At 69.4% G+C, this 24,362-nt stretch carries 21 protein-coding genes; 2 read left to right on the top strand and 19 right to left on the bottom strand.

Translation table 11 applies throughout. The features are described from left to right. Window positions 1-56 precede the first annotated feature (56 nt). Window positions 57-3,152, top strand: a complete 3,096-nt coding sequence (locus tag ACPEH8_RS03475; RefSeq protein ID WP_017356271.1) for a TonB-dependent receptor — start codon at window positions 57-59, stop codon at window positions 3,150-3,152. 106 nt (window positions 3,153-3,258) lie between these two features. Here the strand turns inward: ACPEH8_RS03475 and ACPEH8_RS03470 are convergent, their stop codons facing one another. From ACPEH8_RS03470 to hisS, 15 genes are all read right to left on the bottom strand, one after another. Beyond that, a complete protein-coding gene (locus tag ACPEH8_RS03470) occupies window positions 3,259-3,996 on the bottom strand; it encodes a copper homeostasis protein CutC (protein WP_166472918.1) in 738 nt (245 codons plus the stop codon). A gap of 2 nt (window positions 3,997-3,998) precedes the next feature. Continuing rightward, window positions 3,999-4,997 carry a N(4)-(beta-N-acetylglucosaminyl)-L-asparaginase gene (locus ACPEH8_RS03465; protein ID WP_166472917.1) on the bottom strand — a complete coding sequence of 333 codons (999 nt, stop codon included), beginning with the start codon at window positions 4,995-4,997 and terminating at the stop codon, window positions 3,999-4,001. Between the two features lie 58 nt (window positions 4,998-5,055). Next, on the bottom strand, window positions 5,056-6,033 hold the full coding sequence (locus ACPEH8_RS03460; RefSeq protein WP_017356268.1) for a glucokinase: 978 nt from the start codon (window positions 6,031-6,033) through the stop codon (window positions 5,056-5,058). Between the two features lie 172 nt (window positions 6,034-6,205). Next, window positions 6,206-7,804: a calcineurin-like phosphoesterase C-terminal domain-containing protein gene (locus tag ACPEH8_RS03455; RefSeq protein ID WP_423666047.1), complete on the bottom strand. Its 1,599-nt coding sequence runs from the start codon at window positions 7,802-7,804 to the stop codon at window positions 6,206-6,208. A gap of 91 nt (window positions 7,805-7,895) precedes the next feature. Next, on the bottom strand, window positions 7,896-8,519 hold the full coding sequence (hisIE, locus tag ACPEH8_RS03450; RefSeq protein ID WP_017355830.1) for a bifunctional phosphoribosyl-AMP cyclohydrolase/phosphoribosyl-ATP diphosphatase HisIE: 624 nt from the start codon (window positions 8,517-8,519) through the stop codon (window positions 7,896-7,898). Next, window positions 8,509-9,285: an imidazole glycerol phosphate synthase subunit HisF gene (gene hisF, locus ACPEH8_RS03445; RefSeq protein ID WP_017355829.1), complete on the bottom strand. Its 777-nt coding sequence runs from the start codon at window positions 9,283-9,285 to the stop codon at window positions 8,509-8,511. Before hisF ends, hisIE begins: the two co-directional genes overlap by 11 nt. Further along, window positions 9,279-10,013, bottom strand: a complete 735-nt coding sequence (gene hisA / locus ACPEH8_RS03440) for a 1-(5-phosphoribosyl)-5-[(5-phosphoribosylamino)methylideneamino]imidazole-4-carboxamide isomerase (RefSeq protein WP_136003965.1) — start codon at window positions 10,011-10,013, stop codon at window positions 9,279-9,281. The genes hisF and hisA overlap by 7 nt, the downstream gene beginning before the upstream one ends. Then, complete coding sequence (gene hisH, locus ACPEH8_RS03435; protein ID WP_017355827.1) at window positions 10,010-10,612, bottom strand: imidazole glycerol phosphate synthase subunit HisH; 603 nt, start codon at window positions 10,610-10,612, stop codon at window positions 10,010-10,012. Before hisH ends, hisA begins: the two co-directional genes overlap by 4 nt. After that, window positions 10,609-11,682: a bifunctional histidinol-phosphatase/imidazoleglycerol-phosphate dehydratase HisB gene (hisB, locus tag ACPEH8_RS03430; protein WP_423666045.1), complete on the bottom strand. Its 1,074-nt coding sequence runs from the start codon at window positions 11,680-11,682 to the stop codon at window positions 10,609-10,611. Before hisB ends, hisH begins: the two co-directional genes overlap by 4 nt. Further along, the gene (gene hisC / locus ACPEH8_RS03425; RefSeq protein ID WP_262071342.1) at window positions 11,679-12,767 is read right to left on the bottom strand and encodes a histidinol-phosphate transaminase; all 1,089 of its coding nucleotides are present in this window, start codon (window positions 12,765-12,767) and stop codon (window positions 11,679-11,681) included. The genes hisB and hisC overlap by 4 nt, the downstream gene beginning before the upstream one ends. Beyond that, on the bottom strand, window positions 12,764-14,059 hold the full coding sequence (gene hisD, locus ACPEH8_RS03420; RefSeq protein ID WP_423666043.1) for a histidinol dehydrogenase: 1,296 nt from the start codon (window positions 14,057-14,059) through the stop codon (window positions 12,764-12,766). Before hisD ends, hisC begins: the two co-directional genes overlap by 4 nt. After that, a complete protein-coding gene (hisG, locus tag ACPEH8_RS03415; RefSeq protein WP_017355823.1) occupies window positions 14,056-14,967 on the bottom strand; it encodes an ATP phosphoribosyltransferase in 912 nt (303 codons plus the stop codon). The genes hisD and hisG overlap by 4 nt, the downstream gene beginning before the upstream one ends. Before the next feature lie 11 nt (window positions 14,968-14,978). Continuing rightward, window positions 14,979-15,299: a YerC/YecD family TrpR-related protein gene (locus ACPEH8_RS03410; protein WP_017355822.1), complete on the bottom strand. Its 321-nt coding sequence runs from the start codon at window positions 15,297-15,299 to the stop codon at window positions 14,979-14,981. Between the two features lie 278 nt (window positions 15,300-15,577). Then, the gene (locus ACPEH8_RS03405; RefSeq protein ID WP_017355821.1) at window positions 15,578-15,871 is read right to left on the bottom strand and encodes a hypothetical protein; all 294 of its coding nucleotides are present in this window, start codon (window positions 15,869-15,871) and stop codon (window positions 15,578-15,580) included. Between the two features lie 23 nt (window positions 15,872-15,894). Continuing rightward, complete coding sequence (hisS, locus tag ACPEH8_RS03400) at window positions 15,895-17,292, bottom strand: histidine--tRNA ligase (protein ID WP_017355820.1); 1,398 nt, start codon at window positions 17,290-17,292, stop codon at window positions 15,895-15,897. 141 nt (window positions 17,293-17,433) lie between these two features. Between hisS and ACPEH8_RS03395 the strand changes: the two genes are divergently transcribed. Then, window positions 17,434-18,195, top strand: a complete 762-nt coding sequence (locus tag ACPEH8_RS03395; RefSeq protein ID WP_017355819.1) for a Crp/Fnr family transcriptional regulator — start codon at window positions 17,434-17,436, stop codon at window positions 18,193-18,195. Window positions 18,196-18,229: 34 nt separating this feature from the next. Here ACPEH8_RS03395 and thrC read toward each other — a convergent pair whose 3' ends face one another. The 4 genes from thrC to ACPEH8_RS03375 form a co-directional block, all read right to left on the bottom strand. Then, a complete protein-coding gene (gene thrC, locus ACPEH8_RS03390) occupies window positions 18,230-19,522 on the bottom strand; it encodes a threonine synthase (RefSeq protein WP_423666041.1) in 1,293 nt (430 codons plus the stop codon). 35 nt (window positions 19,523-19,557) lie between these two features. After that, window positions 19,558-20,487: a homoserine kinase gene (locus tag ACPEH8_RS03385; RefSeq protein WP_153164224.1), complete on the bottom strand. Its 930-nt coding sequence runs from the start codon at window positions 20,485-20,487 to the stop codon at window positions 19,558-19,560. Next, entirely contained in the window at window positions 20,484-23,006 is a 2,523-nt protein-coding gene (gene thrA / locus ACPEH8_RS03380) for a bifunctional aspartate kinase/homoserine dehydrogenase I (protein WP_168355619.1), read from the bottom strand. The genes ACPEH8_RS03385 and thrA overlap by 4 nt, the downstream gene beginning before the upstream one ends. 347 nt (window positions 23,007-23,353) lie before the next feature. Next, entirely contained in the window at window positions 23,354-24,301 is a 948-nt protein-coding gene (locus ACPEH8_RS03375) for a DMT family transporter (RefSeq protein WP_136003954.1), read from the bottom strand. Window positions 24,302-24,362 lie beyond the last annotated feature (61 nt).

Raw genomic sequence — 24,362 nt, 5'->3', positions numbered from 1 at the left:
AGATCGATTCAATCACGTATCGCCACCGTTTCAATCCAGGAGAGGGAGAGAGTGGAATGAACAAGATGTCCCGCATGCGCAACCGCGACACGCTGTCGGCAGCCATCACCGCCGCGCTGTTCGCCGCCGCGCTGGCCCCGGCCGGCGCCTTCGCGCAACAGGCCGGCACGACCCCGTCGCCGGACGCCACCACGCTCGACAGCGTGACCGTCACCGGCTACCGCTACGCCATCGAAAAGAGCCTGCAGCAGAAGCGCGATGCCAATGCCGTGGTCGAAGTGATCACCGCCGAGGACGTGGGCAAGTTCCCCGACAAGAACGTGGCCGACGCGCTGCAGCGCGTGCCGGGCGTGGTCATCACCCGCGATGGCGGCGAAGGCAAGACGGTCAGCGTGCGCGGCCTGGCGCCCGATCTCACCCTCACGCAGTTGAACGGCAACTACGTCGCCACCTCGGAAACCAACAACGAAGCCACGCGCTCGTTCAACTACACCCTGCTGCCGTCGAACATGCTGTCCAGCGCCGAGCTGTTCAAGTCGCCGGAAGCGCGCATCGACGAAGGCGGCATCGGCGGCACGGTGATCCTGCATACCCGCCGCCCGCTCGACATGGAAGCCAACTCGGGCTACGTCACCGTCGAGGGCACCACCTCCGACACCAGCCACGACATCGATCCGCAGCTGTCGGCGCTGTATTCCTGGCACAGCAAGGACGAGCGTTTCGGCGTGCTGGTCGGGGTGACCCAGCAGAAGCGCACCAGCCGCACGATGGAAGCCAGCACCGAGGACTTCCAGTGGTACGGCAACAACACCGATGCGCGCGACGCCAACGGCAACGTGCTGGAACAGGACGGCATCCACTACTGGTGGGGCCGGTCCGGCTTCAATGACCAGAGCGGCCGCAACTACAGCGAATTCTTCATGCCGACCTCGGTGAACTTCGCCGTGAAGGAAGAAGAGCGCGAGCGCAAGGGTGGCCAGTTCACCTTCCAGTTCAAGCCACTCGACAACCTGACGCTGACCGCCAATTACTTCCGCTTCGAGCTGGAAGGCAACTACACCCAGAACATGCTGAAGATTCCCGAATGGAATCTGGCGCGCTACAACGGCGACGGCAACTGGGCCGGCGGCCGCATGCTGGACGGGCTCACCTTCGATCCCAGCGGCAGCATCGTGACCGGCGCGCAGTACGAGAAGCTGGCCGGCAAGACCTATTACTGCAGCGAGGAACAGGCTGCGGCCGCAGGCCTCGCGCCGGGCGGCTGGGGTCCGGACGACTGCACCATCCCCACCCCGCAGCTGACCGGCGACTACAGCCGTGAAAAGGCGCTGTCGCAGACCGCCGATCTGTCCATCGACTGGGACATCAGCCCGCTGTGGAAGGCCTCGTTCACCGGCGGCCGGACCTGGTCCGAAGGCGGCCCGTCGATGAAGTTCCGCATGGCGGCCAAGCCACGCCGCCAGGTCAATGGCGTGTGGCAGTCCGGCAACAGCTACAGCGCCTGGGACCTGACCGGCACGCCGAGCGCGACGTTCTCGCCGGACCTGCAGGAACAGTTGATGGCCGGCATCGCCGAAGTCGACACCGGCTCGACCGATTCGTCGTGGACGCAGACCGACATCAAGCAGAACTACTTCCAGGCCGATGTCACCAAGCTGTTTGAAAGCGGCTGGCTGGATTCGATCCAGTTCGGCACCAAGTACCGTGACGGCTCGGTCCATCGCAACACCGGCAACACCTACTGGGTGTGCCAGGGCAAGGATCCCGATCCGGCGTTCTACGACCAGAACCGCTACCAGTCCGGCTGCGATGCCTCGGCCGGTGTCGCCCAGCCCGGTTTCTTCCTGTCCAACCCGATCAACAACATCGCCGGCGGTTTCAACGCCAACGTGTTCCCGGGCATCAACTATCCGGCGTACATCAACTACCTCAACCAGACCTACGGTGGCTCGCACAATCGCAAGGAAGAGGATTTCGTCTACAACGTCGACGAGAAGATCTACTCGGGCTACTTCCAGGCCAACTTCCGCACCGAACGGGTCCGCGGCAACGTGGGCGTGCGTGTGGTGCGTACCCGCCAGTTCGCCGAATCCAGCGACTCGGTGGAGAAGTTCAACGACTACTTCCAGGACAACGCCGCCGGCACGCCGATGGGCTGCAACGATCCGGCGGCGGCACCGCTGATCGCCTCCAATACCGGCTATGTCTGCCAGAGCGGTTTCGTGCGCCTGCCCGACAACCTGGCGCGTGAGAAAACGTATGCGCTCAGCTCGATGGAGAAGACCTACACCGACTTCCTGCCGAGCTTCAACATCGCCTGGGACATCACCGACAGCCTGGTGCTGCGCGGCGCCGCGTCCAAGGTCATCGCCCGCCCCGGCTACACCAGCATCGCCTACCCGGGCGGTCTGAGCTATGTCAGCGAGGAGTACAGCAACGATCGCCGCGTCGCCGGCGGCACCGACACTCCCGGCTGGTACGGCTCGGGCAGCAACAAGAATCTGCAGCCGTTCGAGGCCACCCAGTACGACCTCGGTCTGGAGTGGTACTTCCGCCCGGGTTCGGTGGCCGGTGTGGCGCTGTTCCGCAAGGACATCAGCAACTTCACCGTGCCGGTGGTGCGCGACCAGCAGATGAACGTCGGTGGCCAGTCGGTGACGGTGCAGAAGTACTCCACCCAGGCCAACGGCCAGGATGGCGTGTCGCAGGGCGTTGAACTGTACGGCCAGTACACGTTCGATATCGGCCTGGGCATCCAGGCCAACTACACCTACAACGACACCAACCTGGCCGCCGTGGTGCTCGATGGCGAACGCATCGGTTCCTCGCCGCTGGTCGGCAGCGCCAAGAACCAGGCCAACGTCACGGTGTTCTACGAGAACGAGAAGTTCCTGGCGCGCGCCTCGTTCAACCGCCGTGGCGAAGTGGTGGGCGGTCTGAACAACGGTCTCACCCAGTACTCCGAACCGTATGACCAGCTGGACCTCAACGCGGCCTACAACATCACCGACGCCCTGATCCTGAGCGCATCGGTGCTCAACGCCACCAAGTCCGAGCAGCGCGTCTATCTCGGCAACGACAGCAAGGCGCGCCTGCTGTCCAACCTGTACTCCGGTCGCCAGCTCTACCTCGGCATGACCTGGAAGTTCTGAGTGTCTCCCCCCGCCTTCGGGCGGGGGTTGTTCCTCCACGGCAGCCGCGCTGGTACAGGCGGCTGCCGTTTTTGTTGTCGCAGCGGGCCGATGTCTCCGCGCGGGTCTACCCTGCGCGTGCGTCCAGCGCGGCGCGCAGCGCCGCCACTTCTGCGGCATCGGTGGCGATCCAGTCCGGCGACAGCCCGGTCAGCGCCGGGTTGTGGTGGCGCATGGCCGAGCGTTGCACGGCCTTGGCGGACGCATGCAGTTCCGTACAGCCGCTGCGGGCGGCAACGGCGGCAATGTTGCCGGCGTTGAGCCCTGCCCCGGCCATCACGCCGATGCGTCCGTTCGCCTGCGCGACCAGTGCGGCCAGCACCGCGGCCCCTGCCTCCGCGTTGGCCTGGCCGCCGGACGTCAGCACCCGCTGGCAGCCCAGTGCGATGACCTGCTCCAACGCGCTGGGCAGATCGCGCGCGGCATCGAACGCGCGATGGAAAGTCACCTGGAGCGGGCCGGCGGCCTGCACCAGCGCGCGGCACAGCGCCTCGTCGATGTCACCCTCGGCATCCAGCGCGCCGATCACCACACCATCGCAGCCCAGTGCACGGCAATGGGCGATATCGCGCAGCATGATCTCCGCGTCAAGCGCGCCGTAGTGGAAGTCGCCGGGACGCGGCCGGATCAGCACGAACAGCGGAATGCGCAGCTGCTCGCGCGCCACCGCGATGCTGCCGTGCGACGGCGTGGTGCCGCCTTCGGCAAGATTGTCGAACAGCTCGATCCTGTCCGCGCCACCCTGCTGCGCGGCGAGCGCCGACGCAACCGAGTTGGAGGCGATCTCCAGCAGCCGGCGCGCCATGCTCAGCGCTGCTCGCTGGTATAGACCGACGCCGAGTCGCGCAGGTCATCCTGGCGGTCCTTGTCGCACACCGCGTAGACGAAGCCCCGGTGCAGCGCGTACGCGCCGACCTCCCCATGCCGGTCCATCGCCAGGAAACATACCTGCAGGGTCCTGCTGGCCTCCGGGCGCTTGCGCACCAGCCGTGTGATCGCTTCGCGGCACGCCTGTGCCGGCGACCGGCCCTGGCGCATGAGCTCCACCACCAGGAACGAGGCGGCATTGCGCATCATCTCCTCGCCGACGCCCGACGCCGTGGCGCCGCCGACCTCGTTGTCCACGTACAGGCCGGCGCCAATGATCGGGCTGTCACCGACACGTCCATGCAGTTTCCAGGCCATGCCGCTGGTGGTGCAGGCGCCAGCGAGGCGACCGTGGGCATCGATGGCGAGCATCCCCAGCGTGTCATGGTTGCTGCTGTCGCCGGGGCGGCCGCGCCGCTCCACGTTGATCTCGGGCGTGTACTGTGCGGTCTTCAACCAGTCGCGCCACGCCTTTTCGGCAGCCGGGGTGAGCAGCTTCTGGCGCTCGAAGCCCTGTTCCACCGCAAACTGCTGTGCGCCCTGCCCGACCAGCATCACGTGCGGCGTGTTTTCCATCACTTTGCGTGCCACCGACACCGGATGCAGGATGTCGGTCAGGGCAGCTACCGAGCCACAGCGGCCGTCGCCGTCCATGATGCTGGCATCCAGGCTGAGCACACCATCGCGGTCGGGGTTGCCGCAGCGCCCCACCGTGGGGTTGCACAGTTCGCTTTCGGCCCAGCGCGCGCCGGCCTCCACCGCATCCAGCGCGGTGCCCCCGGCCGACAGCACCGTCCATGCCGCCTGGTTGGCGCCCACGCCGAAATCCCAGGTGGACACCACCCGCGCGCCGCTGCGGCGCTGCGCGCCTGCGTGCGGCAACACCAACCCACCGGCGGCCAGCGCCCCGGCCTGGAGAAACTGCCTGCGATCGGTCATGCCCACCCCTCCCTGCACTGCCTGTCGTCATCCCGCCGCACCGCGCGGCGGGAGTGCCTCACGCAACGGCGCGGCCGCGCCGTGCGTCGTGCCACACCGCCGCGCCGAGCATGCCCAGCTCGCCGTGGTCCACCCGCCACACCGGCACCTGCGCCAGCACACCGCTCATCACCCCCTTCGACAGGAAGCGCGCGCGGAAGTCACCGGCATGCAGGAAGGTGGCGATGCGCGTGGGAATGCCGCCGGCCAGGTACACCGAACGCGCGCCGAAGGTGATCGCCAGATCACCGGCCAGACTGCCCAGCCACGCGCTGAACACCTGCAGCGTTTCCACCGCCAGTGCGTCGTCGCCGGCCTGCGCGGCGGCGATCAGGTCTTCGGTGGTCTGCCAACGCGGCGTCACGCCGCGGATGCCGCACAGACACGGGTACAGGTTCATCAGGCCGCTGCCGGACAGGATCCGCTCCTGGTCCACATGCGCCCAGCGCTGCTGCATCTGGCGCAGGATCTCCAGTTCCAGCGCATTGCCGGCGGTGAGCGCGGCGTGCCCTGCTTCGCTGGCCAGCACCGGCTGGTCGCCGCCCTGGAAGCGCAGTGCCGCACCCAGCCCGGTGCCGGGGCCGAGCACCAGCGCCGGCCAAGGCGAGGCGACGACCGGCTCGCCGTTGAGCGCCACCAAGGTGTCCGGCTGCACGTGCGGAATGGCGTAGGCCACCGCTTCGAAATCGTTGATCAGCGCCAGCGAGCGCAGACCGGCCTCGGCCCGCGTGGCCGCCACCGATACAGGCCAGGCCAGGTTGGTGTTGACCAGGTGGTCGCCTTCCAGCAGCCCGGCGATCGCCACGACGGCGGTGTCGACCGGACGCAGGGCGGCGCGCGTGAAGTCGGCCAGGATCGCCGCCAGGCTGGCGTAATCGGCACAGCGGTACTGCCGCAGCCCGCTCAGGCGCGGCGGCAGACCCGCCTGCACCTCGGCAAGCCCGAGGCGTGCGAACGTGCCGCCGACATCGGCAACGATGATCGGATCATGGCGCATGGCCGGACCGGGCGTCGCACGGGACGAATCGGAAGGGAGCGGGACATGCCCGGAAAACGGTGCCGCAACGCTCACTCGCAGGCCTTGGCTGGGATCGAATCAATCCGGGCGATTTTCGGCGATCGCCCGGGGTTTGCAAAGCAGCGCCTGCCGTACAGGGGCGTATGCCAGCTCAGGGCGAGGCGACCTGCAGGCGATAAGTGGTGCTGGCGGTGGCGGTGGGGCCATCGCCGTGCACCGCGCGCACCTCGACTTTGTGCGCGCCGGCCGCCAAGTCGGTAGGCAGCGCCCCGCGCCACAGGTGCGGCGAGGGCGTGGCCTCCGGCGAGCGGTCGAAGCCGCGCAGACGTTCGGCGGTGTCGTCGGCGACATTCTCTTCCAGCAGGCGCGGGTCCGGCTGCACCACGCGCTTCATCGGCTGCCACGCGCCGTCATCGACGCGGTATTCGACCAGGGTGTCGTCCTGGCCCATGAACACATTGGCGTAAACGCCCCAGGCCGGATATGCGCCCTTGCGCAGCACGCGCGGCGCATGCAGCGCGATCTGGTAGTCATCCGGCGCACGCGCCACGTAGTAGCGCAGGGCATAGTCGCCAGCCGGCTTGACCGACAGCACGGCGTAGCCGTTCGGGGTGCCATCGCTCATGGTCGCGTCGGGGATGCCGTTGCTGTCTTTGACCCCCGACCAGAACGCACCGCAGGCCGCACCGACGTTGTACTCGTGCAGGGGCTTGGCGCCCTGCCAGCCCTCGGCGGCGCTGTGGTAATAGTGCCGCTGGGTGTGGCTGTGGCCGCTCAGCACCAGCACGTTGGGGAAGTCCTTGAGCAGCGCGAACAGGCGCTTGCGGTCGGCGTGGCGGAAGGTCTCGCGGCCCGGTTCGGCATCGAACAGCGGGATGTGCATGCCCAGAACGACCAGACGGTCGCGCGGCAGGGCCTTGAGGTAGTTGCCGAGGAAGGTGAACTGGTCCGCGCGCAAGCCGCCGATGTACTTCGGCCGCGCGGTGGGGTCGTAGACCACGTCGTCGAGGAACACGAAACTGGCGCCGCCCTCTTCCACCGCGTAGGTGTCCGGCCCGTACACCGCGCGCCAGCTGTCCAGCGAATGGCGGTCGTCGCCGGCGTCCATGTCCAGGTCGTGGTTGCCCGGCACGTGGAACCACGGCACCTGCAGCTGCGCGGTGACCTTGTTGATGGCCGGGTACAGCGACAGGTCGTCGTTGACGATGTCGCCCAGCGTGGTGCCCAGCCGCGCCGGGTGCTTGCCGACGATCGGCTCGACGATGGCGCGCTGGTAATACCCGATGTCCTGGCGGCTGGCGGTCTGCGAGTCGGAGAACACCAGCATCTCGAAGCCATCGCGGGCCGAGGCGGCGTCCTTGACCGGCTCCAGCGCGAAATCCCAGTGGCGGGTGCCGGCGCCGGTGGCGGCGATGCCGTCGTACTTCAGCCTGGGCGAGCCCTGTGGCGCGTAGTGACGCCAGTAACCCGGCAGGCCGTTGGACGCCGCCGGGAACCGGTATTCATCCGGTTTGATCACGAAGACCGTCTGGCCGTCGCGCACCGGCAACGCATAGCTTCCGTCGGCGGCGGTCCGCACGATGGTCTCGCCGTTGGATACCTGCACGCCGGCCAGGCCCGGATCGGTGGGGCCGCGCCCCGGCTTGCCGTCGCGCTCCTGATAGACCTTGCCGGTCACGGTCACCTCGGCAGCCCAGGCAGGGGCGGTCGTCAACAGCAGGCAGGCCAGCCAGACAGCAGTGCGGGTCATCGAGGGGGTTCCGTTCGGGGTGGGCGATTGTAAAGCCGCACATCATCCCCTGCGGTGCGTTTCACCAACGTTAAACGCACCGGTTCAACGCTCAGGCGGCGTGCCGTGCGGCCAGTACCGCCACCGCATCCTCCAGCCCGAGTCCCCGCGCACGCAGCAGCACGGTGAGGTGGAACAGCAGGTCCGCCGATTCGCCGAGCAGCGCCGCATCGTCCTGCACCACACCTGCCAGCGCGGTTTCCACGCCCTCCTCGCCCACCTTCTGGGCAATGCGACGGGTGCCTGCCTCGAACAGCGAGGTGGTGTAGCTGCCGGCCGGACGGTCCTGCGCGCGCTGCCGCACCAGCGCATCCAGCCGCCCGAGGAAGCTGCCGGGTGCCTGCGCGAAGCAGCTTTCGGCGCCGGTATGGCAGGTCGGTCCCGCCGGGCGTGCACTGACCAGCAGGCTGTCACTGTCGCAGTCCACCCGCACGGCCGTCACCGCCAGCACGTTGCCGGACGACTCGCCCTTGGTCCACAGCCGCTGCCGGCTGCGGCTGTAGAAGGTCATGTGGCCGGTCACCAGGGTGAGCTCCAGCGATTCGGCATTGGCATAGCCGAGCATCAGCACGGCCAGCGTATCGGCGTCCTGCACCACCACCGGCAGCAGGCCGTCGCCCTTGGCCCAATCCAGTGCAGCCAGCGCCTCGCGGGAGGGGAATACGTCAATAGACATCACGGACCTCGATCTGCTGCTCGCGCAGGAACTGCTTGAGTGCGGGAATGGCAATGGCGCCACTGTGGAACACGCTGGCGGCCAACGCACCGTCGACGTCGGCCTGGTCGAACACGTCAGCGAAGTGCTGCATGTCCCCGGCGCCGCCGGACGCGATCAGCGGCACCTGACACAACGCACGTGCCTGGCGCAGCTGGGCCACGTCGTAGCCGCGGCGCACGCCATCGCTGTCCATGCAGTTCAGCACGATCTCGCCGGCACCGCGGCGCTGTGCCTCCACCAGCCAGTCCAGCGTGCGCATCGGCACTGCCTGGGTCTTGTCGGGGTCGCCGCTGAAACGGCGCACCCGCCATTGGCCATCAGGCTCGCGGACCGAATCGATGCCGACCACCACGCACTGCACGCCGAAGGCGTCGGCCAGTTCCTCGATCAATGCCGGGCGCCCGAGCGCCGGCGAATTGATCGATATCTTGTCGGCGCCGGCATACAGCACGCGGCGGGCGGTCTCCACGTCGCTGATGCCACCGGCGACGCAGAACGGAATGTCGATCAGACGTGCAATGCGCTCGATCCAGCCCACATCGACCGCACGGCCCTCCGGGCTGGCCCCGATATCGTAGAACACCAGCTCGTCAGCGCCCTGGTCGCGGTAGCGCAGGGCCAGCTCGGCGATGTCGCCCATGTCCACGTGATCGCGGAAGCGTACGCCCTTGACCACGCGGCCGTCGCGCACGTCCAGGCAGGGAATCAGCCGGCGGCTCAGCATGCCAGCGCCTCCGCCAGGCTCATGCGCCCTTCCAGCAGCGCCTTGCCCAGGATCGCGCCACCGCAGCCCACCACCTTGGCCTCGGCAACATCGGCGGCGCTGCGCACGCCGCCGGAGGCCTGCACAGCCACGCCGGGCAGCAGCGTCGACAGGTGCCGGTACAGCGCGATATTCGGCCCGGACAGCATGCCGTCCCGGGCGATGTCGGTGCACAGCAGGTGGCGCATGCCGGCCTGCGCATAGCGCTGGGCCAGTGCATCCAGGGTCACGTCGGCGGTCTCGGTCCAGCCGTGCACCGGCAGCAGCCAGCGGCCGTCGTCGGCCTGCCGGGCATCGAGTGCGATCGTCAGCCGCTCCGCGCCGAACTCACGCAGCCAGCCGATCACCGTATCCGGTTCGCGTACCGACACGGAGCCGACCACCACGCGGGCAGCGCCCGCCTGCAGGAGGCGCGCGACATCCTCGCGCGAGCGCACGCCCCCGCCGGTCTGCACCTTCAGCCCGGTCTGCGCGGTGATCGCCGTGAGCAGGGGCGAGAGGGTGTAGCCGCCGGCACGGGCGGCGTCGAGGTCGACCAGGTGCATCCAGCTCGCGCCGGCGTCCGCAAAGACCTGCGCGCGCGGCAGCGGGTCGTCGCCATAGGTGGTCTGCCGGGTGTAATCCCCCTGCAGCAGGCGCACCACGCGGCCGTCGCGGATGTCCAGTGCGGGATAGACGATGAAACTCATGGGGAGGCGTTCTCGATGAAGTTGCGCAGGATCCGGGCACCGGTGGCGGCCGACCGTTCGGGATGGAACTGCGCGCCGCTGTGGCGGCCGCGCTGCACCACCGCCGCGAACAGGCCGCCGTGGTCGCATGCTGCCACGGTGTGTTCATTCAATGGCGCGGCGTAGCTGTGCACGAAGTAGGCACTGGCACGGTCGGCCACGCCGTGCATCAGCGGCGCATCGCGCAGCGGCAGCAGGCGGTTCCAGCCCATGTGCGGCACCCGGATCCCGGTGGCCGGATGCAGGTGGCGGACGACGCCGGGCAGCAGCCCGAGGCACTCGACATGACCTTCTTCGGAGCCTTCAAACAACAGCTGCATGCCCAGGCAGATGCCCAGCAACGGCACCTCCAGTTCACGCAGGGGTTGCACCAGCCCCTGCGCATGCAGGCGCGCCATGCCATGCGGCGCGGCACCCACACCGGGCAGAATCACCCGCGACACGCCGCGCAGGCCGGCCGCGTCGCGCACCAGTCGCACGCGCGCGCCAAGCCGTTCCAGCGCATAACGGACCGAGCCGAGATTGGCGCCGCCGGCATCGATCAGGGCGATTTCGCTCACAGCGCCCCCTTGGTACTGGGCATCGCGCTGCCCTGCCGTGGCAAGGCCTGGCGAAGGGCGCGCGCAAGTACTTTGAAGCACGCCTCGACTTTGTGGTGGTCGTTGTCGCCTTGCACGCGGAGGTTGAGGTTGAGCCCGGCCGCGTCGCACAGCGAGCGGAAGAAGTGGGGTACCAGCTCGGTGGGCATGTCGCCCACACGTTCGCGCTTGAAATCGCCCTCGAACACGAAGTACGGCCGGCCGCTGAAATCCAGCGCGGCGCTGGCCAGGGTCTCGTCCATCGGCAGGGTAAAGCCATAGCGGCCGATGCCGCGCTTGTCGCCCAGCGCCTCGCGCAGGGCCTGGCCCAGGGCCAGACCGGTGTCCTCGATGGTGTGGTGCTCGTCGATATGCAGGTCACCCTCGGCGTGCACGGTCAGCGCGAACCCGCCGTGCTTGCCGATCTGCTCCAGCATATGGTCGAAGAACGGCAGACCGGTATGGATCCGCGGTTCGGCGACGCGGTCCAGATCGACCTCGACGCGGATGCGGGTTTCCCTGGTAGTGCGCTGCACTGTCGCCCGGCGTGGCGCGTCGGCCAGCTCGTGCGCAATGCCGTTCCAGTCCCACTCGCCGCCGAACTGTGCGGTGCGCAGCTGGAAACCGCGGATGTTCATGTTCTGCGCGAACTGGATGTCGGTGGGGCGGTCGCCGACCATCGCCGAGCGCGCCCAGTCGATGCTGCGGTCCTGCAGATAGGGCAGCATCAGGCCGATGCCGGGCTTGCGCGTCGGCGCATTGTCGTGCGGCCAGGTGCCATCGATGAGCACGTCACGGAACACGATGCCCTGGCTGGCGAAGATCTGCAGCATCAGGTCGTTGGGGCCGTCGAAGCTGGCCTGGGGATAATCTTCGCTGCCCAGCCCGTCCTGATTGCTGACGATCACGAACTGATAGCCGGCGTCACGCAGTTTGAGCATCGCCGGGATCACATCGCGGACGAAGCGCAGCTTCTCGTAGGCATCGATCTGGAAATCGGCTGGCTCCTCGATCAGGGTACCGTCGCGGTCGACAAACAGAATCGGGGTCATGCGGCAGCCCTCCGGGCAATCAGGGCGGCAAGCACGCGGTCGTTCTGCTCCGGGCTGCCAATGGTGATGCGCAGCGCATCGCCGAGCTGGGGCGCGGCACGCTGGTCGCGCACCACCACACCGGCGGCGAGCAGCGCATCGAACGCAGCCTGTGCATCGGCAAAGCGCACGAGCAGGTAGTTGCCCTGCGAGGGGTACACGCGCACCACGCCGGGCAGCACGGCCAGGCCAGCCTGCAGACGCGCGCGTTCGGCCTTGACCTGTGCGATGCGCTGGCCGGTGACGGCCAGGGATTCCGGCTCAAGACCGGCCAATGCCAGATCCGCACAGGGGGCCGGCACCGGGTACGGCGCCTGGCAGCGGCGCAGCAGCTGGATCAGCGCGGCATCGGCGATCAGGCTTCCGATGCGGGCGGCCGCCAGCGCGTGCGCCTTGGACAGCGTCCGCAGCACGGCGATGTTGTCGTGGCGGCTCAACAGCGTCGTGGCAGACGGCTGCTCCGCATACTCGCCATAGGCCTCGTCCACCACCACCAATGCTCTGCCCTGCAGCGCCGTCGCGACACGCTCGATCTCGGCCAGCGCGATCGTGCTGCCGGCCGGGTTGGATGGCGAACACAGGAACACCAGCTTGGCGTTGCCGCCCAATGCGGCAGCGATCACCGCGTCGATGTCGGCGTCCAGCGCGTCGCCGCGGTCAATCAGCGGCACTTCGACCAGCGGCGCGTTCTGCAGCCGCGCGCACACCGCGTACATGCCGAACACCGGCGGGGTGGTCACCACCGCGTCGCGGCCCGGCTCGCACAGGGCGCGCACCAGCAGATCGATGGCTTCGTCGCTGCCGCGCCCGATCAGCAACTGCTCGGGCGCGCAGCCATACAGAGCGGCCAGCCGCTCGCGCAATGCCGCCGGCTGCGGGTCCGGATAGCGCCGCGCGCCACCGGCCACGTCGGCCGGGTTGGCCCACGCCGATTCGTTGGCGTTGAGCCACACATCGCCCACCAGCGCACCGCTGCGTGCCGACGAGTAGCCCGCAAACGCCTGCAGATCGTCGCGCACCAGCGACAGGATGGAGGCAGCGTTCATGCGGCCGCCTCCATGCGCAGCGTCACCGCGTTCTCGTGCGCGTCTAGGCCTTCGGCGCGGGCAAGGATGCGCGCGCATTCGCCGATCGCGGCGATGCCCGCAGGCGTGGCCGACTGCACGCTGATCAGGTTCTGGAAGCTGGCCACGCTCACGCCGCTGTAGGCACGCGCGGCGCCGGCGGTGGGCAGCACGTGGTTGGTGCCGCTGCAGTAGTCGCCCAGCGCTTCGGGGGTGTAGTCGCCGAGGAACACCGAGCCGGCCGCCTCGACCTTGTCCAGCCAGGCACGTGGTTCGCGCAGCGCCAGGATCAGGTGTTCGGGCGCGTAACGGTTGCTGATCTCGAAGGCCTGCGCCAGGGACTCCACCTGGATCAGGCGCGATGCCTGCAATGCCTGCACCGCGATCGACGCGCGCGAGAGGCGGCCGAGCTGGTCGTCGACCGCCGCCGCCACCCTGGCGAGCATGCCCGGATCATCGGTGAGCAGCAGCACCTGCGAATCCGGGCCGTGCTCGGCCTGCGAAAGCAGGTCTGCGGCGACGAATGCGGGGTTGGCGCCGGCATCGGCGATCACCAGCACTTCAGAGGGACCGGCGGGCATGTCGATGGCCGCCGCGCCGTCCTGCGCCACCTGCTGTTTGGCCTCGGTGACGAAACTGTTGCCCGGCCCGAACAGCTTGTCGCAGGCCGGTACGCTCTCGGTGCCGTAGGCCATTGCGGCGATGGCCTGTGCGCCGCCGAGCGTGAACACGCGGTGCACACCGGTCAGGCGCGCGGCCACCAGCACTGCCGGATCGGCGCTGCCGTCGCTGCGCGGCGGCGTACACAGCACCACTTCGCGGCACCCGGCCAACCGCGCCGGCACACCCAGCATCAGCGCGGTGGACGGCAACGGCGCGCTGCCGGCCGGCACGTACAGGCCGACCCGGCCAATCGGCCGCACCACGCGCTCGCAGCGCACCCCGGGAGCGGTATCCACCGCATAGCCCTGGCTCATGCCGGCCTGGTGGAACATCGCGATGCGTGCGGCGGCCTCGCTCATCGCCTTGCGCAGGTCGGCCGACACCGCCCGCTCGGCGGCGGCGAACTCGGCCTCGCCGACCTCGAAGGTTGCCGGGGCCACGCCATCGAAGCGCAGGCTGATTTCGCGCAGCGCCGTATCGCCGTCGGCGCGTACCGCCGCGATCAGCGACGCCACCGATTCACGGGTGCGTGCCGCTACGGCCTGCACGGGGCGCTGCAGCGCCTGCGCCTGGGCATCGGCATCCAATTGGGACCATTGCAGACGATTCATGCCAGCGACCGCTCCACGCTCAACACCATCAACCCCTGGGCGCCAGCGCGCTCCAGCTCCTCCAGCCGCTGCCAGGTCAACGCACCGTGGCACATGGTCTGCAGCCGCAGGTGTCCACCGTCGTCGGGCAGGTGCACCAGCGGATCGGCATCGGGCAGCAGCCGGCTCAGCTCGGACACGCGGTCGCGTGCGGCGCGGAACATCAGCAGCTTGCTGTCCTGCACGTTGACCACTGCATCGAGCCGGCGCAGCAGCATTGCCATCAGGCCGGCGCGCGCGTCGTCGGGTGTCCGCACCGGACCGGCCAGCACCGCCTCGCTGTCCAGCAGCGTTTCCACCGGCGTCAGCTGGTTGGCGGCCAACGTCGCGCCGCTGGAGACCAGGTCGCAGATCAGGTCGGCCGTGCCGAGGCGCGGGGCGATCTCGACCGAGCCGGACAGCTCCACCACCTGCGCGTCGATGCCGCGCGCCTCCAGCCAGTCGGCCAGGATCGCCGGATAGCTGGTGGCGATGCGCTTGCCGGCCAGCGTGGCCACCCCCTGCCACTCCCATTCCTCCGGCACGGCGAGCATCAGCCGGCACTGGCCGAAGTTGAGCCCGCGCAGGGCCTGATAAGCCTGCGGCAACCCGATCCGGCGACGGGCGGCGCCCTGCTCGTCCAGTTCGTTGCGGCCGACGATGCCGAAATCGCAGACGCCGTCAGCGATCAGGCCGGGAATGTCGTCGTCGCGCACCAGCAGCAGGTCCACCGGCAGCGATTCGCCATAGCAGAACAATTTGTCACGGCTCTGCCGCCAGCTCAGCCCGCAGGCGGTCAGGAGGCTGCGGGCAGGCTCGGCCAGCCGCCCGTTCTTCTGGATGGCAATACGCAGCCGGTCGCGTGCCGGGGCAGTCTGGGTTGCACTCATGGGGAGGGTCTCTACGTGGATTCGGAGGTGGACGCAGTGGCGGCAACGGCAGCGGCATAGCCGCCGTGTCCATGCTCCAGCGAACGCGCGACACGGCCGGTGGTGGTCACGCTGACGCCTGTCAGTTCATGGATTTCGCGATACGGCACGCCCTGCTGCAGCAGCGGCACCACCTTCCAGCGGTCCGACAACGCCTCCAGTTCGGCCGGGGTGCACAGGTCGCGCAGGAACGCGGTCACCTGTGCCGGACTGGACAGCGCAGCGAACGCGCGGGCCAGCGCCGACAGGTCGGCCTGGGCATCTTTTTCACGGGGGATAGGGCGTAGTTTCATCGTATGAATGTAATAGCGCGCTAATACATTAGCGCAAGTAAACGACTCCGGTCAAACGTCGACGGGTGCGGACCGGGAAGGATTCAGGTGTGGGGGAGCGCCGGGCGCTGGCCAGCGGGCCGCGCAGGGCGTAGGTGCTCAGGGGTGCGATGGCGGACGGGAGCGCCGCCTAGCAACGGGCGGCTCGACCGGACGTGGTGCCAGGGTATCGGGGGGCGGCGGTGCCGAGGGGTCGAAGAACGATGGCGGATGACAGATAAGCCGACCGACGGTCCGCTCTACCGGGGGGTGCGCTGGCAGCGCACCTCGGCGCGCAGGGCGCCGCTGCGCAGGCATTCGCCGAACAGACTGCCCTGGCGGCTGGGAATGGGCTGCAGCGCTTCCAACGGGCCGGCCCGGCCGCCGCACGTCCGCGCGGCGAGGGCTTCCAGATCCAGCTCCAGCGGATTCCGCCGCGGCGGCGCCGGGAGGAGAACATGGCAGCGGTCCGCCTCCAGCCGGTAGTGTCCCGGCCCGATGCGCTGGCTGTGCAGCGCCGGGTCGCTCTGGCACCCGGTCAGCAGGAGTGCCATCAGCGCCCCGGCCGCGGCCTGCCTCACGGCATGACCTTGGCCTGTTCCAGCTCCACCTGGAGGGCGCTGGCCAGTTCCTCGCGGGCAACCTCGAACTGCTGCTCGCGCAGCAGGTCCTTGACCGCGACCACGCCGCGCGCCAGCTCGTCCTCGCCGGCCAGCACCACGAAACGGATGCCCGCCTTGGCGGCGTACTGGAACTGCTTGCCGATCTTCTTCGGCTCCATCTGTACTTCGGCATTGATGCCGCCGGCACGCAGGCGGCGGGCGATGTCCAGCGACTGGGCCAGACCGTTGTCGTCCATCAGCGCCACCAGCGCATGCACGCTGCTGTCCTCGATGCCGGCGATCAGCCCGGCTTCGCGGAGCTGCCAGAACAGGCGGGTCAGGCCGATCGAGATGCCCACGCCGGGCAGACGCGACTTGCTGTAGTGGCTGGCCAGGTCTTCATAGCGGCCGCCCGAGCAGATCGACCCGATCTGCGGGTGGTCGGTGAGCGTGGTCTCGTAGACGGTACCGGTGTAGTAATCCAGGCCGCGGGCGATGGAGAAATTCAGGCAGTACGCGGTCTCCGGCACGCCCAGCGCCTTGACCAGCTCCAGCACCTCACGCAGCTCGGCCACGCCGGCCTTGAGCATGTCGCTGGCGGCCGGGTCGGCCAGCAGTGCATCCAGCTGCGCCAGCGCATCGGCGTGGCTGCTGGAGCGCACCGCGACGAACGCCAGGATCCGCTCGACCTGCCCGGCCGGAATGCCGAAGCCCTCGCCCACCAGTGTCTCGCGCACGTAGTCCGGGCCGCGTTTGTCCAGCTTGTCCACTTCGCGCAGCACCGCCAGCTGGCGTTCGCCATCGGCCACGCCCAGGCTTTCGAAGAAGCCGCGCAGCAGCTTGCGGTTGTTCAACTGGATGCTGAAATCACCGATGCTCAGTTCGGCGAACACCGCGTGGATCACGGCCAGCACCTCGGCGTCGTAGCGCACGCTCAGGCTGTCCTTGCCGATCACATCGATGTCGCACTGGTAGAACTCGCGGAAACGCCCGCGCTGGGCGCGCTCGCCGCGGTACACGCGCTGCATCTGGTAACGGCGGAACGGGAAGGTCAGGTCGTGCTCGTGCTCGGCCACGTAACGCGCCAGCGGCACGGTCAGATCGAAACGCAGGGCCAGTTCCGGCAGGCTCCGGTCGCCCGCTTCGGCCGCATTGGCCAGCGCCCCGGTGGACTGCACGAAATACACCTGGCGCTCGGTCTCGCCACCGGACTTGGTCAGCAGCACGTCGGACAGCTCGAACACCGGCGTCTCCACCGGCAGGAACCCGAACCGCTCGTAGTTGCGGCGGATGACGTCCAGCATGCGCTGGAACGCGATCTGCTCACGCGGCAGCAATTCCATGATGCCGGGCGGCGTACGGGGCTTGATCACTTGCGGGACTCCTGCAAAACGGGGGGATGAGCGAGCTGCGTATTCTAGCCGCAGCCGGGCGGCGGCACCTCGTCCGGCGGGCATGGCCCGGGCCAACGACCGCATGACGTATCATAGGCAGGCCCCGCTCCCTGGTTCGACATGACCCGGCCTCACCCCGGTAACGCCCTCTCCGCCGTTGAAGACCCTGCCACGCCGGGCTGCTCGCCGCTGCGCGACTGCCTGCACTGCTCGGTGCGCCATCTGGCGGTGTGCTCGGCGCTGGCGCCGGACGAGGTGCTGGCGCTGGAGCGGGTCACCGTGTCGCAGCCGCTGCCGCTGGGTGCCAACCTGGCGCGCGCCGGCGAGCCGCGCCATCATGTCTATACCTTGACCGCCGGCGCGCTGCGCCTGGTCCGCACCCTGGCCGACGGCCGCCGTCAGATCAGCGGCTTCGTACTGCCGGGCGACTATCTCGGCCTCAGCGGCAGCGACCACCACCGCTATGACATCGAGGCCATCGCCGACAGCCGCGTGTGCCGGGTCGCCCTGCCGCAGATGAAGGACCTGCGCGCGCGCTTCCCGCACCTGGAGCGCAAGCTGCTGCAGCGCGCCTGCCAGGAGCTGGATGCCGCGCAGGACGCCGCGCTCGCGCTGGGCCGTCTGCAACCGGCCGAGAAGCTGGCCGACTTCCTGCTGCGGCTGGCCGCGCGCGAGGCACGGCTGGGGGGCGACGGGACACGCGTGACCCTGCCGATGGGGCGCGGCGACATCGCCGACCACCTTGGCCTGACGATGGAGACGGTCAGCCGCACCTTCACCAAGCTGCGCCAGCAGGGCCTGATCGCCCTGCCCCATCTGAACACTGTCGAGATCCTCGACGAAGATGCGCTGCGCCAACTGTCGGCCGACGAGGCGTACTGACGCACGGCCGGGCTCCCTCCGGCGTTGACGGGCGTTACGGCTGCAGCAGCACCTCACGCAACGCGGCGTAGTCCGGCGCGCAGGGTTCGGCGCTGGCCGGGCGCTGCAGCAGCCGGGCCAATGCCGGCGGCACCTGCAGCGCACGGCCGATCAACGGCTCGACCACCCCCTCGAACTTGGCCGGATGCGCGGTGGCGGCCACCGCCCAGTCCCCCGCGACCCCCTCCGCGCGCAGGCGTTCGAGCAGGGCGACCGCCGTTGCCGTATGCGGACAGAACACCTCGCCCGCCTGCGCATACCGCCGCGCGATCAGGGCCCGGATCGCCGCATCGTCCATCGCATCGGCACGGAAGTCGGCCCGCAATGCCGTGTCGTCCTCGGCATACAACCAGCGCAGCCGTTCGAAATTGCTGGGTGCCCCCACGTCCATCGCGTTGGCCACCGTCTGCACGCTGGCGGAGGGTGCGTAGTCGGCGCCGTGGAAGTAACGCGGCAGCACATCATTGGCATTGGTGGCCAGGGCGATCCGGCCCAGCGGCAGGCCCATCGACCGCGCCAGTACCGCGGCCATCGCATTGCCGAGGTTGCCGGTGGGCACCACCAGGTTCAGTACCTGCCCGGTGGCGGCGTGGTGTTCCAGCGCGGCGTGCGCGTAATAGCTCATCTGCGGCAGCCAGCGCCCGAGGCTGATGCTGTTGGCCGAGCTCAGCGGCACCTGCGCCTGCAGCGCGCGGTCGCCCAGCGCCTGCTTGACCATCGCCTGGCAGTCGTCGAACGATCCGGCCACGCGCAGGGTGCGGATGTTGTCGCCGAAGCAGCCCAACTGATGCGCCTGGCGTGGCGATACCCGCCCATCCGGATACAGCACCACCACCCGGATGCCCGGCTGGCGATGGAACGCGGCCGCCACGGCAGCCCCGGTATCGCCGGAGGTGGCCACCACGATCGTCAACGGGCGGGCCTGGTCGCGCTGCAGCCGGGCCAGGCTGGCGGCGAGGAAGCGTGCCCCGAAGTCCTTGAATGCCGCCGTGGGCCCGTGGAACAGTTCCAGGACGTGGTCACCCGGGGTGGACAGGGCGCGCAACGGCGCGGGGAAATCAAACGCCTGCGCGCACAGCGCCGGCAGCGCCGCGGCCAGCGCATCGCCGGCGAAGTACGGGGCGAGCACCGCTGCGGCATCCTGCGCGAGGCTGCCCTGCGCGCGCCATGCCTGCGGTGCCGGACGTTGGGCGGGAACGTACAGCCCGCCATCAGGCGCAAGCCCGGCAGCAATGGCCTGGCTCAGCGAAGCGGCGGGGGCGGCATGACGGGTGGAAACGAAATTCATCGGACATCCTGGGGAAAGGGAGAGGATCGCGGCGCTCACAGCAGATGCGCGCCGGGCGCGTTCAACGGCGACACCCAGGCCTGGCTGTCGAACCCGGCATTGGCGAACGCCTGCTGCACCGCCGCCTGCGCGGCCTGCGCCGCAGCGGCATCTTCGAACCAGGCGAACACGCTGGGACCGGCACCGGAAATGCTCGCCCCCATCGCATCGGCCGCCAGCGCCGCATCGCGGGCGGCGTGGAAGCCGCCGATCAGCCCGGCACGACGCGGCTCGACCAGCACATCGCGCAGCCCGGCGCGCACCAGCGTCGCATCGCCGGTGTAGCAACCGCTGAGGACCAGCGCGAGGTTGGCGCTCTGCGCGACAAACTCCGACAGCGCGTAGGCGCCCTGCAGGGCCGCGCGTGCGCGCCGGGTTTCCAGCACCGCCTCGGGATGGACCAGCAGGCTGTGCCACCCCGCCGGCACCGGCACCGGCACCAGCCGGTCGGCCGTGCTCAGCACCACCCCGCCCAGCAGCATCGGGCCAAGGTTGTCGCCGTGGCGGCCACCGCTGGCCACCGCCTCGCCGGTCAACGCGAACGGATACAGCGCCTCGCGCGCCAGCGGCACCGCCAGCAGCGCGTTGGCGGCCACCAGCGCGGCCACGCACGATGCGGCCGAACCGCCCATGCCCGAGCCCAGCGCGATGCCCTTGTCGATCTCCACCGCGAAACCGAACGGCAGCGCCAGTGCCTCGCGCAGCGCGATCAGGGCGGCTCCGGCGGTGTTGTCTTCGGCGCGCAACGGCAGGTCGAACGGGGTGCCGCGGATGGCCGCGATGCGCACCTCGGGCGCATCGATCCGCCGCACCGTCACGGTATCGCCTATGCCGGCAATGGCATGGCCGAGAATGTCGAAGCCGACGGCCGCGTTGCCGACCGACGCCGGTGAGAACGCCCGGGCCTGGTCCGTGCCTGCGCTCACAGGCGCGCTCCTTCACCGGCGGCCACGCGCAGCAGATCGGCGAACACGCCTGCCGCCGTCACGTCCGGCCCGGCCCCCGGCCCCTGCACCACCAGCGGGTTGTCGCAGTAGCGGCGCGTGGTGAACTGCACCACGTTGTCGGTGAGCCGCAGGCCTGCGAACGCGTGCCCCGCCGGCAGTTCGACCAGCCCCACCGCCGCGCCCTCCGCCGACAGCCGCGCCACGTAGCGCAGCACCGCCCCGCGCGCCCGCGCCTGCGCCAGGCGCTCGGCGAACACCGCATCCACTGCGCCCAGCCCGGCCATGAAACCCTCCACGCTGGTCTGGCGCAGCGCTTCGGGCACCAGACTCTCCACCTGCACCTGCGCCAGGCTCAGCTCGCGCCCCGCTTCGCGTGCGAGGATCACCAGCTTCCGCGCGACGTCGACACCGGACAGATCATCGCGCGGGTCCGGCTCGGTGTAGCCCATTCCGCGCGCCTGCTCCACCAGCGCCGAGAACGGTACCTGCCCGTCGTACTTGTTGAACAGCCACGCCAGCGTGCCGGAGAAGATGCCGTCGATGGCCAGCACTTCGTCGCCGGTATCGACCAGGTCGCGCAGCGTGGTAATCACCGGCAGCCCGGCGCCGACCGTGGCTTCGTAACGGAAGCGCGCACCGCTGGCGGCGGCGGCGTCACGGATGGCGTGATAGCGCGCCAGCGAGCCGGCGCCGGCCTGCTTGTTCGGCGTGACCACGTGGATGCCGGCCGCCAGCCAGCCGGCGTAGCGGTCGGCAACGTCTGCGCTGCCACTGCAGTCGATGATGACCGCATGCGGCAGGTGCGCCGACAGCAGATGCGCAGTAAAGGCGTCCAGGTCGCTGGGCACGCCGCCGGCCGACAACGCCTCGCGCCACGGCCCCTGCAGGCTGCGCGGATCCAGCAGCATCCGGCTGCGCGAGGCGACCGCGCGCAGCCGCAGGTCCAGGTTGGCCCGGCCCAGCAACGACGCCTGCGCACCCTGCAACTGGTCCAGCAGCGCTGCGCCGACGTTGCCGGGGCCGATCACGCCGACCGCGAAGGTCTGCGGCGACAGCCAGAAGCCGGCGTGTGCCGCACGCAGCGCCTTGGTGGCGTGCCGGCTGTCCACCGCCACCGAGATGTTGCGCTCGGACGAGCCCTGCGCGATCGCCAGAATGTTGACCTGGGCGCGGCCGAGCGACTCGAAGAGCCGCGCGGCCACGCCGGGCTGCCCGGCCATGCCGTCGCCGACCGCTGCCAGCACGCTCACGTTGTCGGTGACCTGCACGCGCTGCACCTGGCCCAGGCTCAGCTCATGGGCGAACGCGTGCAGCAGCGCATCGCGTCCACGGGCCACTTCGGCCTGCCGGACCACGCAGCAGATCGAGTGTTCGGACGAGCCCTGCGAGATCATCACCACCGATACGTGCGCGTTGCGCAGTGCCGCAAACACGCGCTCGGCGGTGCCCGGCACGCCGATCAGGCCAGTGCCTTCCAGGTTCAGCACCGCCAGATCCGGACTCAGTGTCAGGCCTTTGATCGGGCCGGACGCGGTGCGCTCGGCCGTGATCCGCGTCCCCGGATGATCGGGCCGGAACGTGTTGCGGATGATGATCGGCAAGCCGCGCTCGATGGCCGGCGACATCGTCTGCGGATGCACTACCTTGGCGCCGAAATAGGCCAGTTCGCAGGCCTCGTCGTAGCTCAGCGCCTCCAGCTGCACGGCTTCGGGGACAACGCGCGGATCGGCCGACAGCACACCATCCACATCGGTCCAGATGTGCAGTTCATCGGCATTGAACAACGCGGCGAAAATGGCACCGGAGTAGTCGCTGCCGTTGCGGCCGAGAGTGGTCACGCGGTCGCGCCGATCGCGAGCGACAAAGCCGGTGGCCACCACGCGGGGAGCCGGGTGCGCCACCCGCCACTGCTGCAGGCGCTGGGCGCTGACGGCCCAGTCCACATCCACGCCCAGTTCGCCGCGGTCGACCACCAGCACGTCGCGCGCATCCAGCACCTCGCACGCCACGCCGGAAGCCTGCAGGTAGTGCCCAAGCAGATGCGCCGAGTACACCTCACCCAGGCCCTGCACCCGATCGAGCACTTCGGCCGGCAGCTCACCGATCACTGCCAGCGCGCCCAGCACTTCGGCCAACTGGTCGAAACGCGCATCGAGCCATTCCACGGTCGCACCGGCATGCTCGCCCAGCAGCGCCACGGCCGCCCCGCGGTGCCGCGCGCGCAGGTCGTGCCAGTGGTCCCGCCAGGTGGGCGCGTTGTCGGCGGCCAGCCCGGCCAGGGCGATCAGCGCGTCGGTGACCCCCTTCATCGCCGACACCACGGTGACCTGGGTCGCCTCCTCGCGCGCCAGCAGCAGGTGCGCGACATGGCGGTAGCGCTCGGCATCGGCGACCGAGGTACCGCCGAACTTGTGGACCACGGTCGCGGTGACCGCGCGCAACGGCGCGGCAGCAACAGGGGCTTCGTCGGAACAGGGGGGAACGGCGGCAGAAGACATGCTGACCTCGATTCGAGGCCCCGCGTCATTCAGGCTGAAGGCATCCCCCGCAACCTGATCTGGGTGCGGGGCCGTGGTTTTCGGAAATTACGCGAAGACGACGGGCCGCACCAGGCGAGTGGTGACGGTGGTAATGGTGGTGGTACCGGCAGCCGCGACCGGGCGACCCGCAGAGGCGGGAAGCGACGTCAGGGCGGTGGCGGTACGCAGGTCCATGCGGCAAGAAAACTACGCCGGCCCCGCGACTGTCAAGTGCTGCGTTGCAAAAAAGCCGATGCGGCCAACGCCACGCAACCTCGGCGAAACGGTTGCGAATGTGACCATCCTTGCAGCGTGCGGCCTGGCGGTCAGCCGGCGTGCTCGGCCACCGCCCGCGGCGGCCGATGCGCGTGCGCGCACAACAGCACGCCGGAGACCAGGCAGACGATCGCCACCGCCTCCATGTGCGTGGGCCAGCGTTGCTGCCAGGCGAATCCGTACAGCAGCGCGAACAGGGTCTCGAACACGATCATCTGCCCGGTGAGCGTCAGCGGCAGATGCCGGCTGGCCCGGTTCCAGCAGGCATTGCCCAGCACCGAGGCCACCACCGCCACACCGGCGCTGGCCAGCCAGAACAGGCCCCACTGTGCCGGCGGGTGCGCGGGCGTCCCGGCGAAGAAGGCAGTGGGTACCAGCAGCAGGGCCAGCGCACCGGTCGCCACGCCGGTGAGCAACGACCAGTCATGCCCGCTCAGGTCGGGACGACGCGCCAACCAGCGGCTGTTGCCAATCGAGTACACCGCCCACGAGAACAGCGCGCCAATCGCACACAGCAGGCCGAGCAGACGTTGCGCGGCCGACCCCTCCGCATGTTCGGCCTGCAGCGCTTCGTAGCCGACCAGCGCCACCCCGCACAGGCACAGCAGCAGCGCCGGTGCCAACCTGCGCAGCGGCACTGCGCCCTCCTCGCGTACGCCGGCCAGGGTGACCACCACCGGAATCAGGCCGACAATCAGTGATGCCGCCGCGCCACCGGCCCACTGCACGGCAGTGGCCAGCAGCAGGAAGTAGACCAGGTTGCCGGCCAGGCTGAGCCACAGCAGGCCCCGCCACTCGGCCATGCCCAGGCGGCCGCGCAGCTGCCGCCAGCGTGGCGCCAGCAACACCACCGCAATCAGCCCATACACCAGATAGCGGCCAGCCGACAGCTGGTCGGCGCGGAAGCTGGCCAGCATCGCCGGCGCCAGAAACACCACGCCCCACAGCGCACCGGCTGCGATGCCATTGGCGATACCCCATCCGATCGATCGATTCATGCGCCTGTGGCGGCCCTGCAGAGTCTGGACGCGGCAGTGTAGGCACGCCGCCCCTGTCCGT

Origin of the sequence: Stenotrophomonas sp. NPDC077461, from assembly GCF_049545475.1 — a bacterium.
Taxonomy (GTDB): Bacteria; Pseudomonadota; Gammaproteobacteria; order Xanthomonadales; family Xanthomonadaceae; genus Stenotrophomonas; species Stenotrophomonas nematodicola.
Note: the sequence above shows the minus strand (reverse complement) of the source record. Positions and strands in the feature narration are given on the sequence as shown.